The organism is Actinophytocola sp., from assembly GCF_035634895.1.
Lineage (GTDB): Bacteria > Actinomycetota > Actinomycetes > Mycobacteriales > Pseudonocardiaceae > Actinophytocola.
This window is the reverse complement of record NZ_DASQCC010000230.1, coordinates 45,041-63,281: the sequence shown is the minus strand read 5'-3', so window position 1 is coordinate 63,281 and position 18,241 is coordinate 45,041. Positions and strand designations below refer to the sequence as shown.

The following is an 18,241-nucleotide window of genomic DNA, read 5'->3' as shown; positions in this document are numbered from 1 at the left end:
ACGGCACCGCCCAGGTACATCCAGGCGAACTCGGTCATGCCAGGGTCGGACACGGAGTTGGCCATAAGCTCGACCGCCCCGCCAGTGGATGCGGAGCCACTGCGGTCCGGCCCGCCCGTCAGCTCCCCCTTCGGGTGGCCCCGGGTGGGGCGAACCCCGGCTGCACCCTGCGGCGGCAGGTGAGCAACCCGGCCAGGATATCCGTGACCAGTGCACTGATCATCCTCGCGCAGCCGCGGTGGAACTGCGGGGATCGGCCGTAGGGGTCGGGGATCCCGTCGGCTTCGGTGGGGACCGGGGGGCTCACGCCTCGGGCGGCCGCGGCGGCCTCGACCATGGTGTGCATGCCCGGCACCGGCCCGTGCGGGTCGACGACCGACAGCAGGCGGTGGAACTCCGTCAGGCAGAACGTTCTGCGTAACCCCTTTGGGTACATTCTGGCCACGTGTGCGCGGTGGGTGCGTTCGGCGGTGAGGACGAGGTCGGCGCCGACCAGCATGCCCGTCTCGACCTGGCGGGCGGTGTGTGTCGCGATGATCGGGCCGGGGACGTCCCACCTGGCCAGCTCCGCGCCGGTGTGCGGGTCGACGCCGTGGCCGCGCAGTGCGTGACAACCGGCGCTGCCCACGGTGATGCGCGTGGCGTCGGGTGGGAGGAGCAGGTCGTCGAGCAGTCGGCGGGTGAGCAGTTCGGCGAAGGGCGAGCGGCAGACGTTGCCCGTGCAGACGAACAGGATGTGGAACTCACCGGGGACTTCCACCTAGGGTGTCGCCCCCGTTCAGTGCCAGATAGCCGTGGACCGTGTCGTGTTCGACCGCGTCCCACAGCAGGGGCGCCCGCACCTTGTCGAGGTAGACGACCGACTGGTCGCCCTCGTAGCCGGTGCCCGTCACCGGCGCGGTCATGAACGTGACGTCACTCGGCCGCAGCGAACGCATGTTGGCCGCGAGCGACAGGAGGTCGTCGTCGCTGAGCGTGTCGTCGACGCCGACGAACCTCGTGACGGCGCTCAGCAGCTGGTACAGCTGGGCCGGGTCACCGAGCAGGCCGCTGGACACCGTCTTGTCCATCAGCGCCCGCAACGCACTCTGCTGGCGCTGCACCCGGTCGAGGTCGCCGCGCGGGAGTCCCTTGCGCTGGCGGACGTACGCGAGCGCGCGCCTGCCGTCGAGATGGTTGATCCCGGGGGTGAACACCACCGGGCCGAAGGTCGTGCGTGCCGCGACGGTGACGTCGATGCCGTCGACGGCGTCCACAATGGCCCGGAAGCCGGCGAAGTCGATCGTGGCGAAGTGGTCGACCCGGACACCGGTGAGTCGCTCGATGGTCTGGACCAGCAGGGTCGGGCCGCCGTACGCGTAGGCGGCGTTGATCTTGGTCGTTCCGTGCCCCGGGACGGGAACCCAGCTGTCCCGGGGGATCGACACCACGGTCGCTTCGGGGTGGGTCGTGTTGAGCCGCACGAGCATGATCGCGTCGCTGCGCTGTGCTCCCGGCTGGAACAGCCGGTCCTCGCCGCTGGTTCCGGTGGTCGGCTCGCCGGCGAGCGAGTCGCTCCCGGCGAGCAGGAACGTGGTGCCCTGACTGGCCTGCCCCGCCGGCCTGGCCGGCCGCTGGTCGGGGTCCAGCGAGGCGAACACCGAGGGAATGCGCTCGATGTTGCCCATGAGCCGGTCGCTGAGCACGTAGAGCCCGCCGACGGCGACCAGCACGAGGGAGCACAGCATCCCGGCGGTGATGGCGAGCGCCCGCCGCCACAGGCGCCGTCGTGACGGGGCGGGGGCGGCGTCGGCCAGTTCGTCCATCAGGCCGTCCGGCGCCGCGCCCTCTTCCTGTTCTGGCGGAGTCATCGCTCGTTCCTCTTCCTGGCGGGCGTGGCTCCCGCGGCCACGCCGACATGCGGTCGCTCGGTCCGCGCCACACCGCCGTCGGAGTACCGGCGCAGCGGCAACCGCCACCAGGGCAGGGAGTCGCGTGGCCGGGGCGGGGTCGACACGTAGGAGTAGTGGTAGTAGTCGGTGTCGCGCTTGCCGGTGGACTTCGGCGTCATCGTGAGCACCGCGCCGAGCACGTTCGCGGACACCGCCGAGAGCGCCGCCATCGCGGCCTTCACCTGCGACCTGGTGGTCCTGCCGTGCCGGACGACCACCAGTGCTCCGTCGTAGCGACCGGCGAGCAGCGCCGCGTCGGTGACCGGCAGCAGCGGCGGCGTGTCGATCAGGACGAAGTCGAACGACTGCGAGAGCTCGTCGAGCACCTTCGCCATGTGCTGGGTGGTCAGCAGCTCGCTGGGGTTGGGCGGCACGGGTCCGCTCGTCAGTACGGCGACGCCCTCCCTGCCCCACGACTGCAGCACGTCGTCGAGCCGGGCCTCGCCGATCAGCACGCTGGTGAGGCCTGCCGCGCCCTCCAGCCCCAGCAGCTCCGCGATCTGCGGCCTGCGCAGGTCCGCGTCCACGACGGCCACCCGGTTGCCCGACTGCGCGAGCGCGATGGCCAGGTTGCACGTCGTGGTCGTCTTGCCCTCCGACGGCAGTGGGCTCGAGACCACCACCACCCGCGGCGGGTGATCGACGTCGACGAACTGGAGGTTGGTCCGGATGTGCCGGTAGGACTCCGCACGTGGGGTGCCGGCCGGTTCGTGCACGATCAGCGGGCGGGTCGCCACGTCCGGCGAGTAGGCGACCGTGCCGAGTGACGGTGCGCCGATGAGGTCCTCCATGGCCCGGGCCGACTTCACGGTGTTGTCCGTCGCGTTGCGGGCGATGGCGCCGAGCAGGCCGGCGACGACGCCGAGCAACGCGCCGAGGACCAGGTTGACGACCGGCCGGGGCGCCACCGGGGAGTCCGGCAGGCCGGCGGGTTCGACGATCCGGACCACGACGTTCGGCGGGGTGCCGTCGGCCGGTTGTTCGAGCTCGGCGACCAGCGCCGGGAAGACCTTCCCCACCGCGTCGGCCAGCCTGCGTGCCCTGGCCGGCGACGGGTCGGTGGCGGTCGCGGTCAGCAGAACCGTGTCCGGCTTGGTGGAGGCGGTGATCGCGTCGGGCGCCACGGTCATGCCGGTGCGGCCGGCCACCTCCTCCCGCAACCGGCCGCTCATCAGCAGCTCCACATAGGACTTCACCTTCTGCTGCGACATGAGGCTGCCCTGGTACGCCCCACTCGCGTCGCCCTGCTGCTCCTGGGCCGACACGAACATCACCACGGTCGAGGCGTAGCTGGGCGTCGTGCTCCACGTGATCACCGCGGCGACCCAGACCCCGAGCAGCATCCCGACGCATACCACCCGCCAGCGTTCCCGCAGCACCCGAAGAAATTCTGACAGCGACACCTGGTCCTCCTGTTTCGACGTTGCCATGATTCGGATCGGGGCGGACGGCCGCAACATCGGCACCGCTGGGAAAATACACCGGAACAAGCTATGTCCAGGGGGAGAAACGTTCTGCCCGCTCGGATTCCGCAGGAAACGGCGTCGCGGGCGGCGTAGTCGGCGCGACGACATGTCACCCGAACGAGTCGCGAGCTCGTCGGCGGGTCGCCGTGCACCGATGGGTGAACGCCTGTCCAGATGCGCGGCTCGGTTCGGCGAGTCGCATGTGGACGAATACCGGTCCGCTTATATTGCTGTCGTGTCGATATGGCTGAATGTGTTGATCTTGACGTCGTGTCGCTCTGACGGGTGTCATCCCATTGCGTTCAGCAAACCGGCTTGCGTCGTTCGCCATCCCCGTCAAGATGTGTCTGTCCGCCATTTGATTCGCACGGAGGTGCTTACGAAGTGTCGCGAAAGGACGTTTCGACTCCTGCCAGAGGCCGGCGCCGGCGAGCACTGGTCCTGGCCGCTCTCGACAGCGCCGCCTGGCTGGCGATGGTCCCGGTGGCCGCGTGGCTGAGGTTCGACATGGACGTCACACAGCTGTTCGCGGCGGGGCTCGCGAAGAGTCTGGCGATCGTCCTGCTGGGACAGTTGACTCTCGGCACGGCATGCCGGCTCTACCAGGGCCGGTACGCGGTCGGCAGCATCGAGGAGTCGGTGCGGCTGGCCGCGGTGGTGCTGGCCACCGGCGGGATGTTCCTGGTCGTCGACTTCGTGAGCCCGTTCCTGCCGCGTTCGGTGCCGGTCACCGCGGCGCTGAGCACCCTGGTGCTGTGCCTGGTGGTGCGCGCGGAACTGTGCCGGCGGCGGCAGCGGCGCAGTAGACCGGACTCCGACGCCCGGCGGGTCGTGGTCGTCGGCGCGGGCGTCAGAGGCGAACGGCTCGTGCGGGGGATGCTGAGCGACCCCGCCAGCGGCTACCTCCCCGTCGCCATGGTCGACGACAACCCGGACAAACGCGGGACGCGGCTCTGCGGGATCCCCGTCCGCGGCACGCGTCGCGAGCTGGCCACGCTGATCGCCGGCACCCGCGCGGACGCCGTGATGATCGCGGTGCACGACGCCGGCGACGGCCTGCTCCGGGACGTCTCCCGGGTGGCCGTCGCGCAGGGCGTCGGCGTCTTACTCGCGCCCCCGCTCAGCGACCTGTTCCAGCCGAGGATGGCGGTCGACCGGGTTTCCCTGCTCGATCCGGCGGACCTGCTCGGCCGGCGTCAGGTCGACATGGACCTGACGCTCGTCGGCGACTCACTGGCCGGCCGACGGGTGCTCGTGACCGGGGCGGGCGGTTCGATCGGGTCGGAGCTGTGCAGACAGGTGCTGCGCCTCGGCACCGCCGCGCTGTTCATGCTCGACCGCGACGAGTCCGCACTGCACGCGGTGCGACTGTCCACCCACGGCAGCGCGCTGCTCGACTCCCCGGACCTGATACTCGCCGACATCCGCGACCCCGAGGCGGTGCGTGCCGCGGTGGCCGGCTGCCGCCCCGACGTGGTGTTCCACGCCGCCGCCCTCAAGCACGTGCCGATGCTCGAGCGGTTCCCCCTCGAGGCGTGGCAGACCAACGTGCTCGGCACGCTCAACGTGCTCGACGCCGCGACGGCCGCCGGTGTCGAGACGTTCGTCAACATCTCCACCGACAAGGCCGCCAACCCCCTCAGCGTGCTCGGCCGGTCCAAGCGCATCGGCGAGCGGCTCGTCGCGCACGCCGGCGGCCAGGCGGGTGGCCGGTACCTGTCGGTGCGGTTCGGCAACGTCCTCGGCAGCCGCGGTTCGATGTTGGTCACCTTCGCCGAGCAACTCGCCCGCGGCGGTCCACTCACCCTCACCGATCCCGAGGCGACGCGGTACTTCATGACCATCCCGGAGGCCGCCCGGCTCGTGCTGCACGCCGCGGCGATCGGCAGGCCGGGCGAGGCGCTCGTGCTCGACATGGGCGCCCCCGTGTGCGTCGCGGACATCGCGAGCCAGCTCATGCACCTGGCCGGCCGCACCGCCCCGGTCGTCTACACCGGACTGCGGCCGGGGGAGAAGCTCCACGAGGAGCTGTTCGGCGAGGGCGAGTGGGGCGACCGCCCGCTGCACCCGGACATCTCCCACGTCGCCGTGCCACCGATGGATCCCGCGTGGCTCGCCGAGCTCGCCATGCGGGAAGGAGAGGTGGCGGCCATGGTGGCGGCCACCCGCGAGCAGGGGCTGGCGCCGGCCCCGGAACTGGGGAAGACCACATGAGGATCACCGTGACGGGTGGGGCTGGTTTCGTCGGCGCGAACCTGTGCCGGTTGCTGACCGGCCGCGGCCACGACGTGGTCGTGCTCGACGACCTCAGCACGAGTCTGCTGTCCAACATGGACGATCTGGAGGTGGAGCTGCGGGTGGGCTCGGTGCTCGACCCCGCCGCGCTCGGCGCCGCCTGCCGGGACGCGGACTCGATCGTGCACCTCGCCGCCGTGCCCTCGGTGACCCGTTCGCTGGAGAACCCCCGCCGCAGCCACGACACGAACGTCACCGGCACGCTGTGCGTGCTCGAGGCGGCCCGGCGTACCGGCGCCCATCTCGTCGTCGCGTCCTCGAGCTCGGTCTACGGCGCCAACCCGGTCCTGCCCCGCGCGGAGGACCTCGTCTGCATGCCGGGGAGCCCGTACGCGGCCGGCAAGCTCGCCGCCGAGTCCTACGCGCTCGCGTACGGCACCTCCTTCGGGCTGGGGTGCCTCGCGCTGCGGTTGTTCAACGTGTTCGGCCCGTTGCAGCGCTCCGACCACGCCTACGCGGCCGTGGTTCCCAAGTTCATCCGCGCCGCGCTGTTCGGCGAGCCGCTGCGGGTGCAGGGCGACGGCGAGCAGAGCCGGGACTTCACCTACGTCGACACCGCGGTGGAGATCCTGGCCGACAGCGTGGAACGGCGGATCACGAGCGAGCGTCCGGTGAACCTCGCGTTCGGCACCGCCACCTCCGTCAACGAGCTCGTGGCGCTGCTGGGTGAGCTGCTCGGCCGGACGCTGCCCGTCGTCACCGACCCGCCGCGACCGGGGGACGTGCGCCACTCACGCGCGCGGTGTGACTCGCTGCGCGCGCTGTTTCCCGCGATCGAACCGGTGCCGCTGGAGGTCGGGCTGCGGCGCACGATCGACTGGATGTCCGCGCTCGGCGAACCCGCGTTCACCGGCACCGGACGACCGGCATGAGCGCGTCGGCGGAGCGGATCGCGGTCATCGGACAGGGTTTCGTCGGGCTGCCCATCGCCATGCGTGCCGTGCGCAACGGCTTCTCGGTGGTCGGTGTCGACCTCGACGAGTGCCGGGCGGACGCGCTCGCGGCCGGCGAGTCCTATGTGGCGGACGTGGCCGACGCGGAGCTGGCCGCCGCGCTCGCGACCGGTCGTTACCGGCCGACGGCGAGCTACGCGGACGTGGCCGGGTTCGACGCGGCGATCATCACCGTGCCGACCCCGCTGGCCGAATGCCGCCCGGACCTGTCCCACATCGAGGCCGCGGGTCGGGCGCTCGCGTGCCACATCCGGCCCGGCACGACAGTCGTGCTGGAGTCGACGACCTACCCCGGCACGACCGAGGAGCTGCTCGTCCCGTTGCTGGAGGAGGGCAGCGGCCTGCGGGCCGGTCCCGACTTCGCCGTCGGGTACAGCCCGGAGCGGATCGACCCCGGCAACCCGGAGTGGAGCTTCGCGAACACGCCCAAGCTCGTCTCGGCCATCGACGAGCCGTCGCTGTCGGCCGTGCGGGCGCTCTACGACCGGCTGGTGGAGACCACCGTCGTGGTGGCGAGCCCCAAGGAGGCCGAGCTCGCCAAGCTGCTGGAGAACACCTACCGGCACGTGAACATCGCACTGGTCAACGAGATCGCCATGTTCGCGAAGGACCTCGGCGTGGACGTGTGGGCCGCCATCGACGCCGCGTCCACGAAACCGTTCGGCTACCAGCGGTTCACGCCGGGGCCGGGAGTGGGCGGGCACTGCCTGCCGATCGACCCGACCTACCTCTCCTGGCAGGTCCGCCGCCAGCTGCACCGCAGCTTCCGGTTCGTCGAGCTGGCCAACGACGTCAACGACCACATGCCGGAGTACGTCGTGCACCGGCTCGCCGCGCTGCTCAACCGGCGGCGGAAGTGCGTCGCGGGCAGCCGCGTCCTCGTGCTGGGCCTGGCCTACAAGCCCAACACGGGCGACGTCCGCGAGTCGCCGGCGCGCCGGGTCGTCGAGCTGCTGCTCGAGCTGGGCGCGGTCGTCGACGTCGTCGACCCACATGTCCAACCGCACCAGTGCCCGCCGGGGGTGAAGATCGTCGAGCTCACCGAGGACGGGGTGCGGCTGGCGGACGCGGTGGTGCTGCTCACCGACCACGCCGCCCTCGACTACGGTCTGGTCGAGCGGACCGCGGACCTGGTACTCGACACGCGGCACCGGCTGGTGGCCGGGCACGTGGAGTACCTGTGAGCGTCCGCCGGGCACGGGTGGTGCTCGTGCTGAAGTCGAGTCGCTGCGCGCCGTGGGTCGTGCCGCAGGTCGACGCGCTTCGCGCGCGTGGGCACGAGATCGTCGCCCTGCTTCCACCCGGCGACGGACCGGTCCGCGCGGCACTGCGCCAGCGCGGCGTGGCGGTCGTGGACAGTGCGACGGACTTCGCGCTGCGCCCCGGTCCGTCCACTGTGGCCGGTCTCGTGCGGATGCGCGGCCAGTTGCGGGCACTGGCCCCGGACGTGCTGGTCTACCACCTCTACGCCGCCGCGCTGGCGACGCGGCTCGCCACGCTGGGGCTGCGGGTGCCGCGGGTGCACATGGTCCCCGGTCCGCTGTACCTGGACTCGCCGCTGATCCGCGCCGCGGAGCGGGCCCTGGCGCGGCTCGACACGGTCACGATCGGCGGCAGCGAGTACACCGCGGCCCGGTACCGGGCGCTCGGCCGGCCCGTCGCGCGTACCCCGGCGATCCCGTACGGGGTGGACACCGGCCGGTTCCACCCGGCCACCGACCTGGGCCGGCAGGAGGTCCGCGCCGCGCTCGGCGTCGAGCATGACGCCTTCCTCGCGATCATGGTCGCGTACGTCTACGCGCCCAAGCGCCTCGTCCACCGCGGGCGCGGCATCAAGGGCCACGCCGACCTGCTGTCCGCGTGGCGCCGGTTCGCCGCCGAGCACCCCGCCGGCAGGCTCCTGATCGTCGGCGGCGGTTTCGACGAGGCGGGGGAGCGGCACCGCCGCGACCTCGCCGAGCTGTACGAGGCCGAGCGGCACGGGGTGATCTGGCTGGACACCGTCTCGGACGTGCGGCCGTACTACGCCGCCGCCGACGTGAGCGTCTCACCGTCCCTCTCGGACAACCACGGGGCCGCGCTAGAGGCGGGCGCGATGGGTGTGCCGAGCATCGTCAGCGACGCCGGCGCGCTGCCCGAGACCGTCGGTCCCGGCTGCGGCTGGGTCTTCCCGGCGGGCGACCACGACGCGCTGGCGGCGGCGCTGGCCCAGGCGCATGCCGCGCACCCGGCGGGCGGGCTGGCCGCCCGCGGCGCACGGGCCAGGGAGTGGGTGGCCGACCGGTTCGACGCGGACCGGGCCGCCGGGGCGGTCGCCGACGTCGTGGAGTCGACCCTGCCCACCCGGTCCGCGACGGCGACGCCGGTCATCACGCTGTGCACCGAGGCCCGGTTCGGCCGCGACGGCACCGGCCGCTGGGCGGCCGCCGACGCCGTGCTCGGCGCGGCCGCCTGGTCGCGTTACCTCGCCGACGGGGCCCGGTTGCGGATCGTCGCGCGCGCCGACACCCGGCTGGGCGCCGGGACCCACCCACTGCCCGACGGGGTCGAGGTCGTGGCCCTGCCGTCCTACGCCGGCCTCGCGGGTCTGGTGCGGGCGCTGCCCAGGCTGGTCGTGGCGGTGGGCCGGGCCGTGGCACGGGCCGACGTACTGGTCGTGCGCGTGCCCGGCGCGGTGGGGACCCTCGCCGCGCTGGCCGCGGCCGTGCTGCGGCGCCGGTACGCGGCCGAGGTCGTCGGCGACCCGTACGACGTGCTCGCCGCCGATGTGCTCGGCGCTGCCGGACGGTCGGGCGCGGGCACGGCCCGGACGGTGATGCGCCGGGTCGTGCGGGGCGCCGCGGCGGTGCAGTACGTCACCGAGCGGGTCCTGCAGGAGGTGTACCCGCCCGCCGCAGGCGTGCCGGTGGTGGCCGTGTCCAACGTCCGGCTCCCGGCGTCGGCGATCGTGGCGAGCCCGCGGACGAGCCAGCCCGTCTCGCCGCGGGTGCTGACCGTCGGCAGCCAGGCGCAGCGGTACAAGGGCCACGACGTGCTGTTGCGGGCACTGCGCGTGCTTGCCGACGACGGGCTGCCGGTGTGCGCGGTGATCGTCGGTGGCGGCAGGTGGCACGGCGAGCTGGCGGCGCTGGTCGACTCGCTGGGCCTTGCCGACCGGGTCGTGCTGACCGGAGCCGTCCACGACCGGGACCGGCTCACCGCGCTGTTCGACTCGGCGTCGGTGTTCGCGATGCCGTCCAGGACCGAGGGCCTGCCCCGTGCCCTGCTGGAGGCGATGGCCCGCGCGCTGCCGGCCGTCGGCTCCGCCGTGGGCGGGATCCCGGAGCTGCTGGACCCCCGGTGCCTGGTGCCCGTCGACGACCACCGGGCACTGGCCGCCGCGCTGTCCGGCCTGCTGCTCGACAACGCGGCGTGGGCCGAGCAGTCCGCGCGGAACCTGGAGACGGCCCGGCGTTACGAGCTGTGGCGGCTCGAGGAGCGGTTCCACAAGTGGCTGCTGGAGCTCCCGAGGACACGCCGGTGAGCGCGCTCGCCAGTCCGAGCCGTGCCGACGTCTCCCTGCTCGCCTCGGCCGGACTGCTCCAGGTGGGGGCGAACGCCGCGGCGGCCGTCGTGGCGACGATCGTGCTCGGCCCGGCCGGGCGGGGCGAGATGGTCCTCGGCACCACCATCGGCAGCGTGTGCGCGCTGCTCGGCGGCCTGGGCACCGGCCAGGCACTGCGCTCGGCCCTGCCGGTCGCCGGGCCGCCCGACCGCGAGCGGGTGCTGCGCTCGTACGCCTGGTGCACGGCGGGGGGCGCCGCGGTCGCGGCCGGGCTCGCCGCCGGCGGGTGTGCGGTGTCCTCGTCGCTGACCGGTCTTTCGCTGTCGTCGGTGGGGTTCCTGGTCGCCGTCGCGGCGGCCACCGCGGTGCAGGTGGTCGCGGCGCAGGCGAGCGAGGCCTGGTACGCCGACGGCCTGTTCCGGCCCGGCGGGCTGTGGTCGGCGGCCTGTGCCGCGGGCGGGCTCGTCACCGTGACGGTCGCCGCGGTGGCCGGCGGCGCCGGCGCCGCCGGGCTGCTGGCGGCGCAGGCGGCCGGGACGGCGGTGGTCTGCCTGGTCCAGCTGCACGGCCTCGGCAGGATCGGACTGCTCGGCGCCGGCCGGCCCGAGGGCGCCGCGGTCCGGCTGCTGGTCGGCCGCGGCGCCCCGGCGCTGGGGCTGACCCTCGGCCTGGCCGTCGCGTTGCGGTCCGACCGCTACGTGCTCGGCGCGGTCGCCGGCCCCGCCGCCGTCGGCGTGTACTCGGTCGCGGCGACGCTCTCGGAGGTGTCCAGGGTGGTGCCGCAGGCCGTCGGCCAGTTCTTCGTCCGGCACGTCGCACTCGGCGGCAGCGGGCGCCTCAACGTCTGGGTGTCGCGGGCGGCGTTGTTCTCCGCGCTCGGCGGCGTCGTGGTCGCCACCGCGGGCTGGGTGCTGGTCGTGCCGGTCTTCGGGATGCCGTTCGCGCACGCGCGCGAGCTGCTGCTGGTGCTCGTGGTCGCGGAGACCTGCCTCGCGCCGTACGTCGTGGCCAGCCGCGGTCTGGTCGGCGGCGGCCGGACGCGCGTGGCCGGCGCGTTCGGGCTCGCGGCCGGCGTGGCGTCGGTCGGCTGCTACGTGCTGGGCGTCAAGCTCGGCGGCAGCATGGGGCTCGCGGTGAGCTGCGTGGCGCTGTACTGCGGACTGTCCGCGGTCGCGGTCGCGCTGTTCCGCGGCCGGGAGCCGCGATGACCAGGCTCGCGATCGACGGCGGCCGCCCGGTGCGCTCGACACCGCTGCCCGGCTGGCCCGCCTACGGTCCGGAGGACATCGAGGCGGCGGGCCAGGTGCTGGCCTCCGGACGGGTGAACTACTGGACCGGTGTGCACGGCCGGGCGTTCGAGGACGAGCTCGCGGCGGCGGTGGGCACCCGGTACGCCGTGGCGGTCGCCAACGGCACGGTCGCCCTGGAGCTGGCGCTCCACGCGGTCGGGACCGGCCCCGGCGACGAGGTGATCGTGCCGGCCGCCACCTTCGTGGCCACCGCCAGCGCGGTCGTGGCCTGCGGCGCGCGCCCGGTCGTCGTGGACGTCGACGCGGACACGATGACCATGACCGCGCGGACCGCGGCCCCGGCGATCACCGGCCGCACGGCCGCGATCGTGGTCGTCCACCTCGCCGGGCACCCCGCCGACCTCGAACCGCTGCGGGCACTGGCCGACGATCACCACCTCCCGCTGGTCGAGGACTGCGCCCAGGCGCACGGCGCGAGCTACCGGGGCCGGCCGGTCGGCGGGCTCGGCGACATCGGCGCGTGGTCGTTCTGCCAGGACAAGATCATCTCCACCGCGGGCGAGGGCGGTGCCGTGACCACCTCGGACCCCGAGCTGTGGCGACGGTGCTGGGAACGCAAGGACCACGGCAAGAGCTGGGCCGCGGTGCACGAGCCGCCCGGACCCGGGTTTCACTGGGTCCACCACGACTTCGGGACGAACGGGCGGATGACGGAGATCCAGGCCGCGGTCGGGCGCAACCAGCTCCGCAAGCTCTCGGCCTGGACCAAGCAGCGCACCGCGAACGCGGCCGTGCTCATCGACACGATGCGTGCCGAGCCCGCGGTGCACGTCCCCGAGCCCGCGGAAGGGGCCGGACACGCCTACTACCGCTTCTACGCCAGGGTGCGCCCGCGGCGGCTCGCCCGCGGTTGGGACCGCGACCGGCTGGTGGCCGCCGTCGCGGCGGAAGGGATTCCCGCCCGGCAGGGCGGGTGCATGGAGGTCTACCGGGAGCGCGCCTTCCGCCGGTTCCCCGACGCGCCAAGGATCCTGCCCATCGCCGCGGAGCTCGGCAGGACCTGTTTCTCCCTGCCCGTGCACCCCACGCTCGAACCGTCCGACGTGGACGACATGGCGGCCGCGGTGGTGAAGGTGCTCCGGGAGGCGACGGCATGACCGCACCCCGCGACGGCCGCGCACGGCGGGTGTGCGACGTCGTCGTGTCCGCGTTCGCCATGGTGGTGGTGTCGCCGCTGGCGCTGGTGATCATGCTGGCGATCCTCGTGACCATGGGCGGTCCCGTGCTGTTCCGTCAGCGCCGCTCCGGCCGGCACGGCCGGGAGTTCGTGATCCTCAAGTTCCGCACCCTGCGCTCGCCCGACCATCCTGGCGAGCCCGACCGGAGCCGGCGGACCGGTGTCGGCGCCGTGCTGCGCTGGACGAGCCTCGACGAGCTACCGCAACTGGTCAACATCCTGAAGGGCGACATGAGCATCATCGGTCCCCGTCCCACGCTGCCGGAACAGGTCCGGTACTACTCCGCGCGCCAGCGCGGGCGCCTCGCCGTGCGGCCGGGCCTCACCGGCTGGGCGCAGGTGTGCGGCCGCAACGCGCTGAGCTGGCCGGAACGCATCGAGCTCGACCTGTGGTACATCGAGCGGCGCGGGTGGCGCCTCGACCTGCGGATCGTGTTGCGCACCATAGGGATACTGCTGCGGCCGCGCGGCGTGGTCGGCGACGGCGGCGTCAACCCCGGCTTCGGCCCGGACCAGGAAGGACACCCGCGACATGTCGCCTGACGGCGCCCCCCTGTACATCGTCGGCGCGGGCGGCGCCGGCCGCGAGGCACACGACATCGCGACGGCGTCGGGGCGGGACGTCATCGCCTTCCTCGACGACTTCCGCGCGGGGGACAAGGTGCGTGAACGCATGGTGCTGCCGCCCGCCGAGGCGTTGCCCGGCACGGCGTACGTGGTGGCGATCGCGGAGGCGCGGGTCCGCGAGCGGCTCGCCGGCATCCTGGACCGGGCGGGCCTGGCGGCCACGACCCTCGTGCACCCGACCACGGTCATCAGCCCGGCGACCACGCCGGGCCCGGGATTCCTGGCCCACGCCAACGTCCTGGTGTCGGGAGAGGTGACCACCGGCGAGCACTGCCAGGTGCACTACAACGCGACGATCGGTCACGACTGCGTGCTCGGGGACCGCGTGACCGTGCTGCCGGGCGCGAACGTCTCCGGCTCGGTCGTGCTCGGCAGCGGCGTGCTCGTCGGCGCCGGCGCGGTGATCCTCCAGGGCCGGACTGTCGGGGCCGGTGCGGTCGTCGGCGCGGGCGCGGTGGTGACCAGGGACGTGGCGCCCGGCGCGGTGGTCGTCGGTTCGCCGGCACGGTCTCGGTGAGCACGGCCGTCGTCGCCCCGGCGCGGTGCGCGGTCTTCAACTACCCCAGGTGATTCCTGGTCGGTGCCGTGCCACGTACCGGGTGATTTCCCTGGTTTCTCCGGTCATCGACCGGTCGGGTTGGTAGCGTGGTCGCTGTCCGGCCCAGTCCCAGCCATTCCATGGACGTGGATGACCCGAGGGCCGGTCCTCATCGGATGCCACGGCGCGTTCGTCGATGCCGTGCCAGCCCGCGACCGGCACCGAGAACCGACTCTAGGTGAGGAATCCCATGACAGATGGGAAGAAGCTGCTCGTAGTCGACGACGACCCGGACGTGCTCGAGATCCTGCGCCTCTCGTTGGACGGGTTCGACGGCTGGTCGGTGTGCACGGTGACGGGCTGTGCGGATGTCGTGCGGCAGCTCGACACGCACACCCACGACGCCGTACTGCTCGACATCTGGATGTCCGACACGGACGAACGCGCCGTCCTCTCCGACATACGCGCCCGTCAGACGGACGTGCCGGTCATCGTCCTCACAGAGGATCCCGATCCGGCCCTCACCGACCGGCTGCGTGCGCAGGGCGCCAGCGCGGTGCTGCACAAGCCGTTCGACCCACTGAGCATCGGCGCCGACATCGCGTCCGTACTGGGTTGGTGGACCTGAGTTCCTTCCTCGGTACAGCCGCCCAGCGGCGCCCTGAGCGGGACGGAGAACAGCGCGCGCGACGGGTTGAGTCCGGAATCTCCTGGTTGCCGGAACGGCCTTGTACGCGCCGTTCCGGGGCCACGTGCACAGTCCTGGCGCGTGTGCGCCGGAGCTTTCCCGCGATGGGCCTGGAGTATCCGGTGGGGACTCGGGGATCGGTCAGGCACTCAGCCGGTCAGCCGGCCGGTCAGGCGATGTCGGCGACCGGTGGGTCGAGGAGCAGGAACAGACGCGAGCACTGGCAGTCGCCGTCCACCCGCGACCGCGCTCCGGTGCCGAGCTGTTCATCGTGACGACACTGGCGTTCCGACCACGTATCGGCCTGATGCTCGAAGGCCTCGGCCGCCGACAGCACCGCGGCCGTGAGCCACCACGGAAGCGTGGTGTCAGCGCCCAACGCGCGCCATGCCATCGCGACCGCCCGGGACGTGTCCGCGATGTTCGCGGCACTCGCGTCCTCGTAGGTCCGGTAGGCGTCCTCCCAGTTGACTGCCAACTGTGCGATCTCCACCCTTATGGTTCCTTTCCCGAATTCATCGCGCGCAGTGCGCGTCCCCGACAACTCGCAGCAGGGCACCCCAGGGATCTTTCGTGAGGGGGCGAACCAGTGTCTTCATCCTGGGCGGGTGAGTGCTCGCCCTGAACCGGTGACGGTCGACGATCAGAGGAGCCCGCGCCCGCGGGCGGTCGCGACGGCCTCGCGGCGCGACCGCACACCGAGCTTGTGGTAGATGTGTCGCAAATGTGTCTTCACAGTGTTGACCGACACGTAGCGCGAAGCGGCGATCTCCTCGACGGTCGCGAGCGAGGGAAGTTCGCGCAGCAGCTCGACCTCTCGTGGGGTCAGAGCGACGATGTCCTTGTCACTGGCGGAGAACGCGTCGCGCAGACTGGCGACGAAGTCGTTCAACCTGCCCATCCGGCCCGCCTGTGCGACCGCCAGCTCGCGGATCTCGTCGCCTCCGTCGACGAAGGAACGCAGTGCCCGCCGGGGTTCGGCGATCTCCACGGCCGCGGTGAACTCCCGCTCCGCCCGGGCGTGGTCGTCGGCCCGCAGCGCGAGGGTCGCGGACAGCAGGTGGGCGTCGATGAGCGTGGTGACCACCACGGACCGGACGGTCTTGCGGTTCACACGGTCGAGTAGCGCGCGCGCCGCGCCGACCTGGCCGTGATGCACGTGCATGCGCGCCTGCATGAGCAGTACGTCGCCGGACTGGCCCAGCCAGGCCGCCGCTCGCCGCGGAGTCTCCGCCGCCCAGTCCGCACGCCCGAGCCGCAGGGCCATGCGCTGTTCGATGGCGGCCTCGTAGGCGATGAGCGACGGTTGGACCGGGTCGGCGGTCACGAGTCCGTTCCAGTGGGCACGCAGGCGCACCATGGCGGCGTACGGGTCCGTGCCCCGTTCGTACTCGATGAACTCCTTGAGGGACAACACGATCGTCTCGACGATCCGGTCACCCGTCTGGTCCACGGCGGCCAGGGCCAGGTCCATCGCGGGCAGCGCGCGCTCCCAGTCCATGGACTGGTACGCGGCCCAGACCTCGCAGGCGTAGGCGAAACAGCACGCGGACCGGAGCGACCTGTCCTTGGCGAACTCGATTGCCCGTTCGGCGGTCTCCCGCATCTGTGGGAAGTCTCCCTCGGCCGACGCGATCCCGCCGAGATAGCTGAGGCTGTGCAGCACGGCGTAGTCGTAGTCCTGCTTGGTCGCGGTGGCGAGCGTCCGTTCGAGATCATCCCGGGCGGCCGCGTAGTCGCCGAGCCAGAAGGAGATGGTGCCCCGGTTCAGCAGCGCGAGCGTGGGCAGCCACTGGCCGCCGGCCGCCGGCACCAGCGCGTCGAGGGCGTTCTTCTCGGCCACGACACGGTCGATCTTACGTGTCCAGTGGGTCCTGACGATCGTCTCCAGGGCCGCCGTGCGGGAGTTCTTGTTGTGGGACAACGCCTCCGCGAGCCCGGCGAGCCGCAGCTCCGCGCCGGTGCGGTCGCCGGTCATGATCTCCGCCAGTGCCACGATGAGCCCGATCTCCGGTCGTGCGAGCGACTCCGGTGGCAGGCGGCCCGCGACGTCGCGGATCAGGCTCATCTTGCCGCGGAGCAACAGTTCCGGTCCGTACAGGGCGAGGATGCCGGCGGACAGGTCGGTGTCGCCGCTCGCCCTGGCGTGTTCGGCCGCCGAGACGAGCTGACCCTTGCCGATGAACCAGCGGGCCGCGCGTTCGTGCCGTTGCTCCAGCAGCTTGGGGAACCGCCAGCGTTGCCACGCCAGCAGGTGCGCCCGGACGAAGCGATGCTGGCGATAGGTGTGGCCGCCGTCGTGCCGGATCAGGAAGCCGGTTCGCGCGAGGTCGGCGAGCAGCGCCGGTGCGTCCTTCAGACCGCTGAGCGCGGTGGCGAGTCCCGCGTCGAACTCGTCCGGGACGCAGGTGCACAGCAGGAGGTGGAGCTGTTTCGCCGTGAGGTCGTCGAGCACCTCGATGGTCACGTAGTCGGTGACCGCGCGGTCGACGCCGAGCCGGTTCCCCAGCTCCGCGACGGTACCCGACGAGTTCGAGAGAATGATCGCCGCGAGGCGGATGCCAGCGGGCCAGCCCTCGGTGAGATTCATCAGCCTGGCCGTCTGCCCCGCGTCGAGGCACAGTCCGTGTCTTCGGAGGAACGGCGTCGTCTCGGCCGCGGTCAGGGTGAGGTCGTCAGCCTCGACACGGATGTGCGACAGGTCGGCGAGCCGGTCGGCCAGCCGGTCGGCCAGCTCGGTCGGACGTGTGCAGACGACCACCCGAAGGCGCTCGGGTATCCGGGCCAGCAGCTCCTCCAGCACGCGAAGCGACTCCGCCGAACGCAGCCGTTCCACGGAGTCCAGCACCAGCCACGTCCGTCTCGGGCGGTCCGCCGTCAGCTCGGCGATCTTCTCGGTCAGCCGGCGGGCGGCCGGGCCCTGCTCGGCCGCGGTCTCCTCACCGCCCAGGGCATCCGCCACCGCGGCGAGGATGTGGTCGCTCAGCACGTCGCCGTCGTCGTCGGCGCGGTCGATGCTCACCCACGCCACCGGTTCGCCATGAGCCGGCCGGCACCGCATCCAGTTCGCGACCAGTGTCGTCTTCCCGTAGCCCGCCGGCGCGCGGAAGACGGCCGCGGCCGCTGCTCGGTCGCGGAGCTTCGTGAGTGCCGCGATGCCCCCGCGTGTGGCGATGAGATCGCGCGACGCCACCGGGACGACGAGCTTCGGGCTCCACAAGGTTGGGCATCCCACAGACGTACCCCTTAAACGCATCGCGCGACGCGTTGGTGAATGCATACAGAATTGGTCGTCGACTTAGCTAGGTGGGATCCGAACTTCTACCCGAACAGGTGACTTCGATTAGGCGAGCGTAATTTTGATGGAACCACACTGGGTATACGCGGCAGACGTCGATCGTCTTGGTCATACCGTGGTCGGCGCTTCCCGCCGAAAGCCGGATCACCCACAGTGGATGAAGCGGACGAGCCGACCGCTCCGGGACAATCACCGCGTGGAGCCAAGTGGTGATCCGGTGGGCATGTCCCGCCCGATCCACCTGTGACGCCGGCGGTGGTCATCACCCAGACACCGGTCGCCGGTCGTCGTGACCCGAGTTCGCACGGCACCCCGGAAGGAGTGCCTTCCTGCCCGCGAGCTCCTTCGTCTCCGCCGCGGCCTGGCCCGGTCCCCACCGCCAGGTTCACCGCGCAACCGGTGCGCGCCCGTGTT

The 18,241-nt window shown here is 72.3% G+C and carries 14 protein-coding genes; 9 read left to right on the top strand and 5 right to left on the bottom strand.

Going from position 1 to position 18,241, the window contains the following annotated elements:
* Nucleotides 1–118 precede the first annotated feature (118 nt).
* Genes VET29_RS35870 through VET29_RS35860 form a run of 3 tightly spaced genes read right to left on the bottom strand, consistent with a single transcriptional unit; the run spans nt 119 to nt 3,334 of the window.
* Nucleotides 119–760, bottom strand: a complete 642-nt coding sequence (locus VET29_RS35870; RefSeq protein WP_324929223.1) for a hypothetical protein — start codon at nt 758–760, stop codon at nt 119–121.
* Nucleotides 744–1,850, bottom strand: coding sequence for an LCP family protein (locus VET29_RS35865; protein ID WP_324929221.1), 1,107 nt, complete (start codon nt 1,848–1,850; stop codon nt 744–746). Before VET29_RS35865 ends, VET29_RS35870 begins: the two co-directional genes overlap by 17 nt.
* The gene (locus VET29_RS35860; protein ID WP_324929219.1) at nt 1,847–3,334 is read right to left on the bottom strand and encodes a polysaccharide biosynthesis tyrosine autokinase; all 1,488 of its coding nucleotides are present in this window, start codon (nt 3,332–3,334) and stop codon (nt 1,847–1,849) included. The genes VET29_RS35865 and VET29_RS35860 overlap by 4 nt, the downstream gene beginning before the upstream one ends.
* Nucleotides 3,335–3,781: 447 nt before the next feature.
* Between VET29_RS35860 and VET29_RS35855 the strand changes: the two genes are divergently transcribed.
* The 9 genes from VET29_RS35855 to VET29_RS35815 all read left to right on the top strand — a co-directional run bounded on the left by VET29_RS35855 (nt 3,782) and on the right by VET29_RS35815 (nt 14,469).
* Nucleotides 3,782–5,611 carry a nucleoside-diphosphate sugar epimerase/dehydratase gene (locus tag VET29_RS35855; RefSeq protein ID WP_324929217.1) on the top strand — a complete coding sequence of 610 codons (1,830 nt, stop codon included), beginning with the start codon at nt 3,782–3,784 and terminating at the stop codon, nt 5,609–5,611.
* Nucleotides 5,608–6,564 (top strand): NAD-dependent epimerase/dehydratase family protein, encoded by a 957-nt coding sequence (locus VET29_RS35850; RefSeq protein ID WP_324929215.1) that lies wholly within the window; start codon nt 5,608–5,610, stop codon nt 6,562–6,564. Before VET29_RS35855 ends, VET29_RS35850 begins: the two co-directional genes overlap by 4 nt.
* On the top strand, nt 6,561–7,829 hold the full coding sequence (locus tag VET29_RS35845; protein WP_324929213.1) for a nucleotide sugar dehydrogenase: 1,269 nt from the start codon (nt 6,561–6,563) through the stop codon (nt 7,827–7,829). The genes VET29_RS35850 and VET29_RS35845 overlap by 4 nt, the downstream gene beginning before the upstream one ends.
* Nucleotides 7,826–10,168 (top strand): glycosyltransferase, encoded by a 2,343-nt coding sequence (locus VET29_RS35840; protein ID WP_324929211.1) that lies wholly within the window; start codon nt 7,826–7,828, stop codon nt 10,166–10,168. Before VET29_RS35845 ends, VET29_RS35840 begins: the two co-directional genes overlap by 4 nt.
* Nucleotides 10,135–11,397 carry a lipopolysaccharide biosynthesis protein gene (locus VET29_RS35835; protein ID WP_324929209.1) on the top strand — a complete coding sequence of 421 codons (1,263 nt, stop codon included), beginning with the start codon at nt 10,135–10,137 and terminating at the stop codon, nt 11,395–11,397. The genes VET29_RS35840 and VET29_RS35835 overlap by 34 nt, the downstream gene beginning before the upstream one ends.
* Nucleotides 11,394–12,596 carry a DegT/DnrJ/EryC1/StrS aminotransferase family protein gene (locus VET29_RS35830; RefSeq protein ID WP_324929207.1) on the top strand — a complete coding sequence of 401 codons (1,203 nt, stop codon included), beginning with the start codon at nt 11,394–11,396 and terminating at the stop codon, nt 12,594–12,596. The genes VET29_RS35835 and VET29_RS35830 overlap by 4 nt, the downstream gene beginning before the upstream one ends.
* Nucleotides 12,593–13,219 (top strand): sugar transferase, encoded by a 627-nt coding sequence (locus VET29_RS35825; protein WP_324929205.1) that lies wholly within the window; start codon nt 12,593–12,595, stop codon nt 13,217–13,219. The genes VET29_RS35830 and VET29_RS35825 overlap by 4 nt, the downstream gene beginning before the upstream one ends.
* Nucleotides 13,209–13,820: a NeuD/PglB/VioB family sugar acetyltransferase gene (locus tag VET29_RS35820; RefSeq protein WP_324929203.1), complete on the top strand. Its 612-nt coding sequence runs from the start codon at nt 13,209–13,211 to the stop codon at nt 13,818–13,820. Before VET29_RS35825 ends, VET29_RS35820 begins: the two co-directional genes overlap by 11 nt.
* Nucleotides 13,821–14,091: 271 nt before the next feature.
* Nucleotides 14,092–14,469, top strand: a complete 378-nt coding sequence (locus VET29_RS35815; protein ID WP_324929201.1) for a response regulator — start codon at nt 14,092–14,094, stop codon at nt 14,467–14,469.
* A gap of 229 nt (nt 14,470–14,698) precedes the next feature.
* Here VET29_RS35815 and VET29_RS35810 read toward each other — a convergent pair whose 3' ends face one another.
* Together VET29_RS35810 and VET29_RS35805 are read right to left on the bottom strand one after the other, a co-directional pair.
* The gene (locus tag VET29_RS35810; protein WP_324929199.1) at nt 14,699–15,007 is read right to left on the bottom strand and encodes a hypothetical protein; all 309 of its coding nucleotides are present in this window, start codon (nt 15,005–15,007) and stop codon (nt 14,699–14,701) included.
* Between the two features lie 165 nt (nt 15,008–15,172).
* The gene (locus tag VET29_RS35805; protein ID WP_324929197.1) at nt 15,173–17,764 is read right to left on the bottom strand and encodes a LuxR C-terminal-related transcriptional regulator; all 2,592 of its coding nucleotides are present in this window, start codon (nt 17,762–17,764) and stop codon (nt 15,173–15,175) included.
* Between the last annotated feature and the right edge of the window lie 477 nt (nt 17,765–18,241).

Bases quoted from the DNA above. Each gene is read 5' to 3' on its own strand.
- VET29_RS35815 (WP_324929201.1), top strand. From the start codon at position 14,092: ATGACAGATGGGAAGAAGCTGCTCGTAGTCGACGACGACCCGGACGTG.
- VET29_RS35820 (WP_324929203.1), top strand. From the start codon at position 13,209: ATGTCGCCTGACGGCGCCCCCCTGTACATCGTCGGCGCGGGCGGCGCC.
- VET29_RS35825 (WP_324929205.1), top strand. From the start codon at position 12,593: ATGACCGCACCCCGCGACGGCCGCGCACGGCGGGTGTGCGACGTCGTC.
- VET29_RS35850 (WP_324929215.1), top strand. From the start codon at position 5,608: ATGAGGATCACCGTGACGGGTGGGGCTGGTTTCGTCGGCGCGAACCTG.
- VET29_RS35845 (WP_324929213.1), top strand. From the start codon at position 6,561: ATGAGCGCGTCGGCGGAGCGGATCGCGGTCATCGGACAGGGTTTCGTC.
- VET29_RS35865 (WP_324929221.1), bottom strand. From the start codon at position 1,850: ATGACTCCGCCAGAACAGGAAGAGGGCGCGGCGCCGGACGGCCTGATG.
- VET29_RS35830 (WP_324929207.1), top strand. From the start codon at position 11,394: ATGACCAGGCTCGCGATCGACGGCGGCCGCCCGGTGCGCTCGACACCG.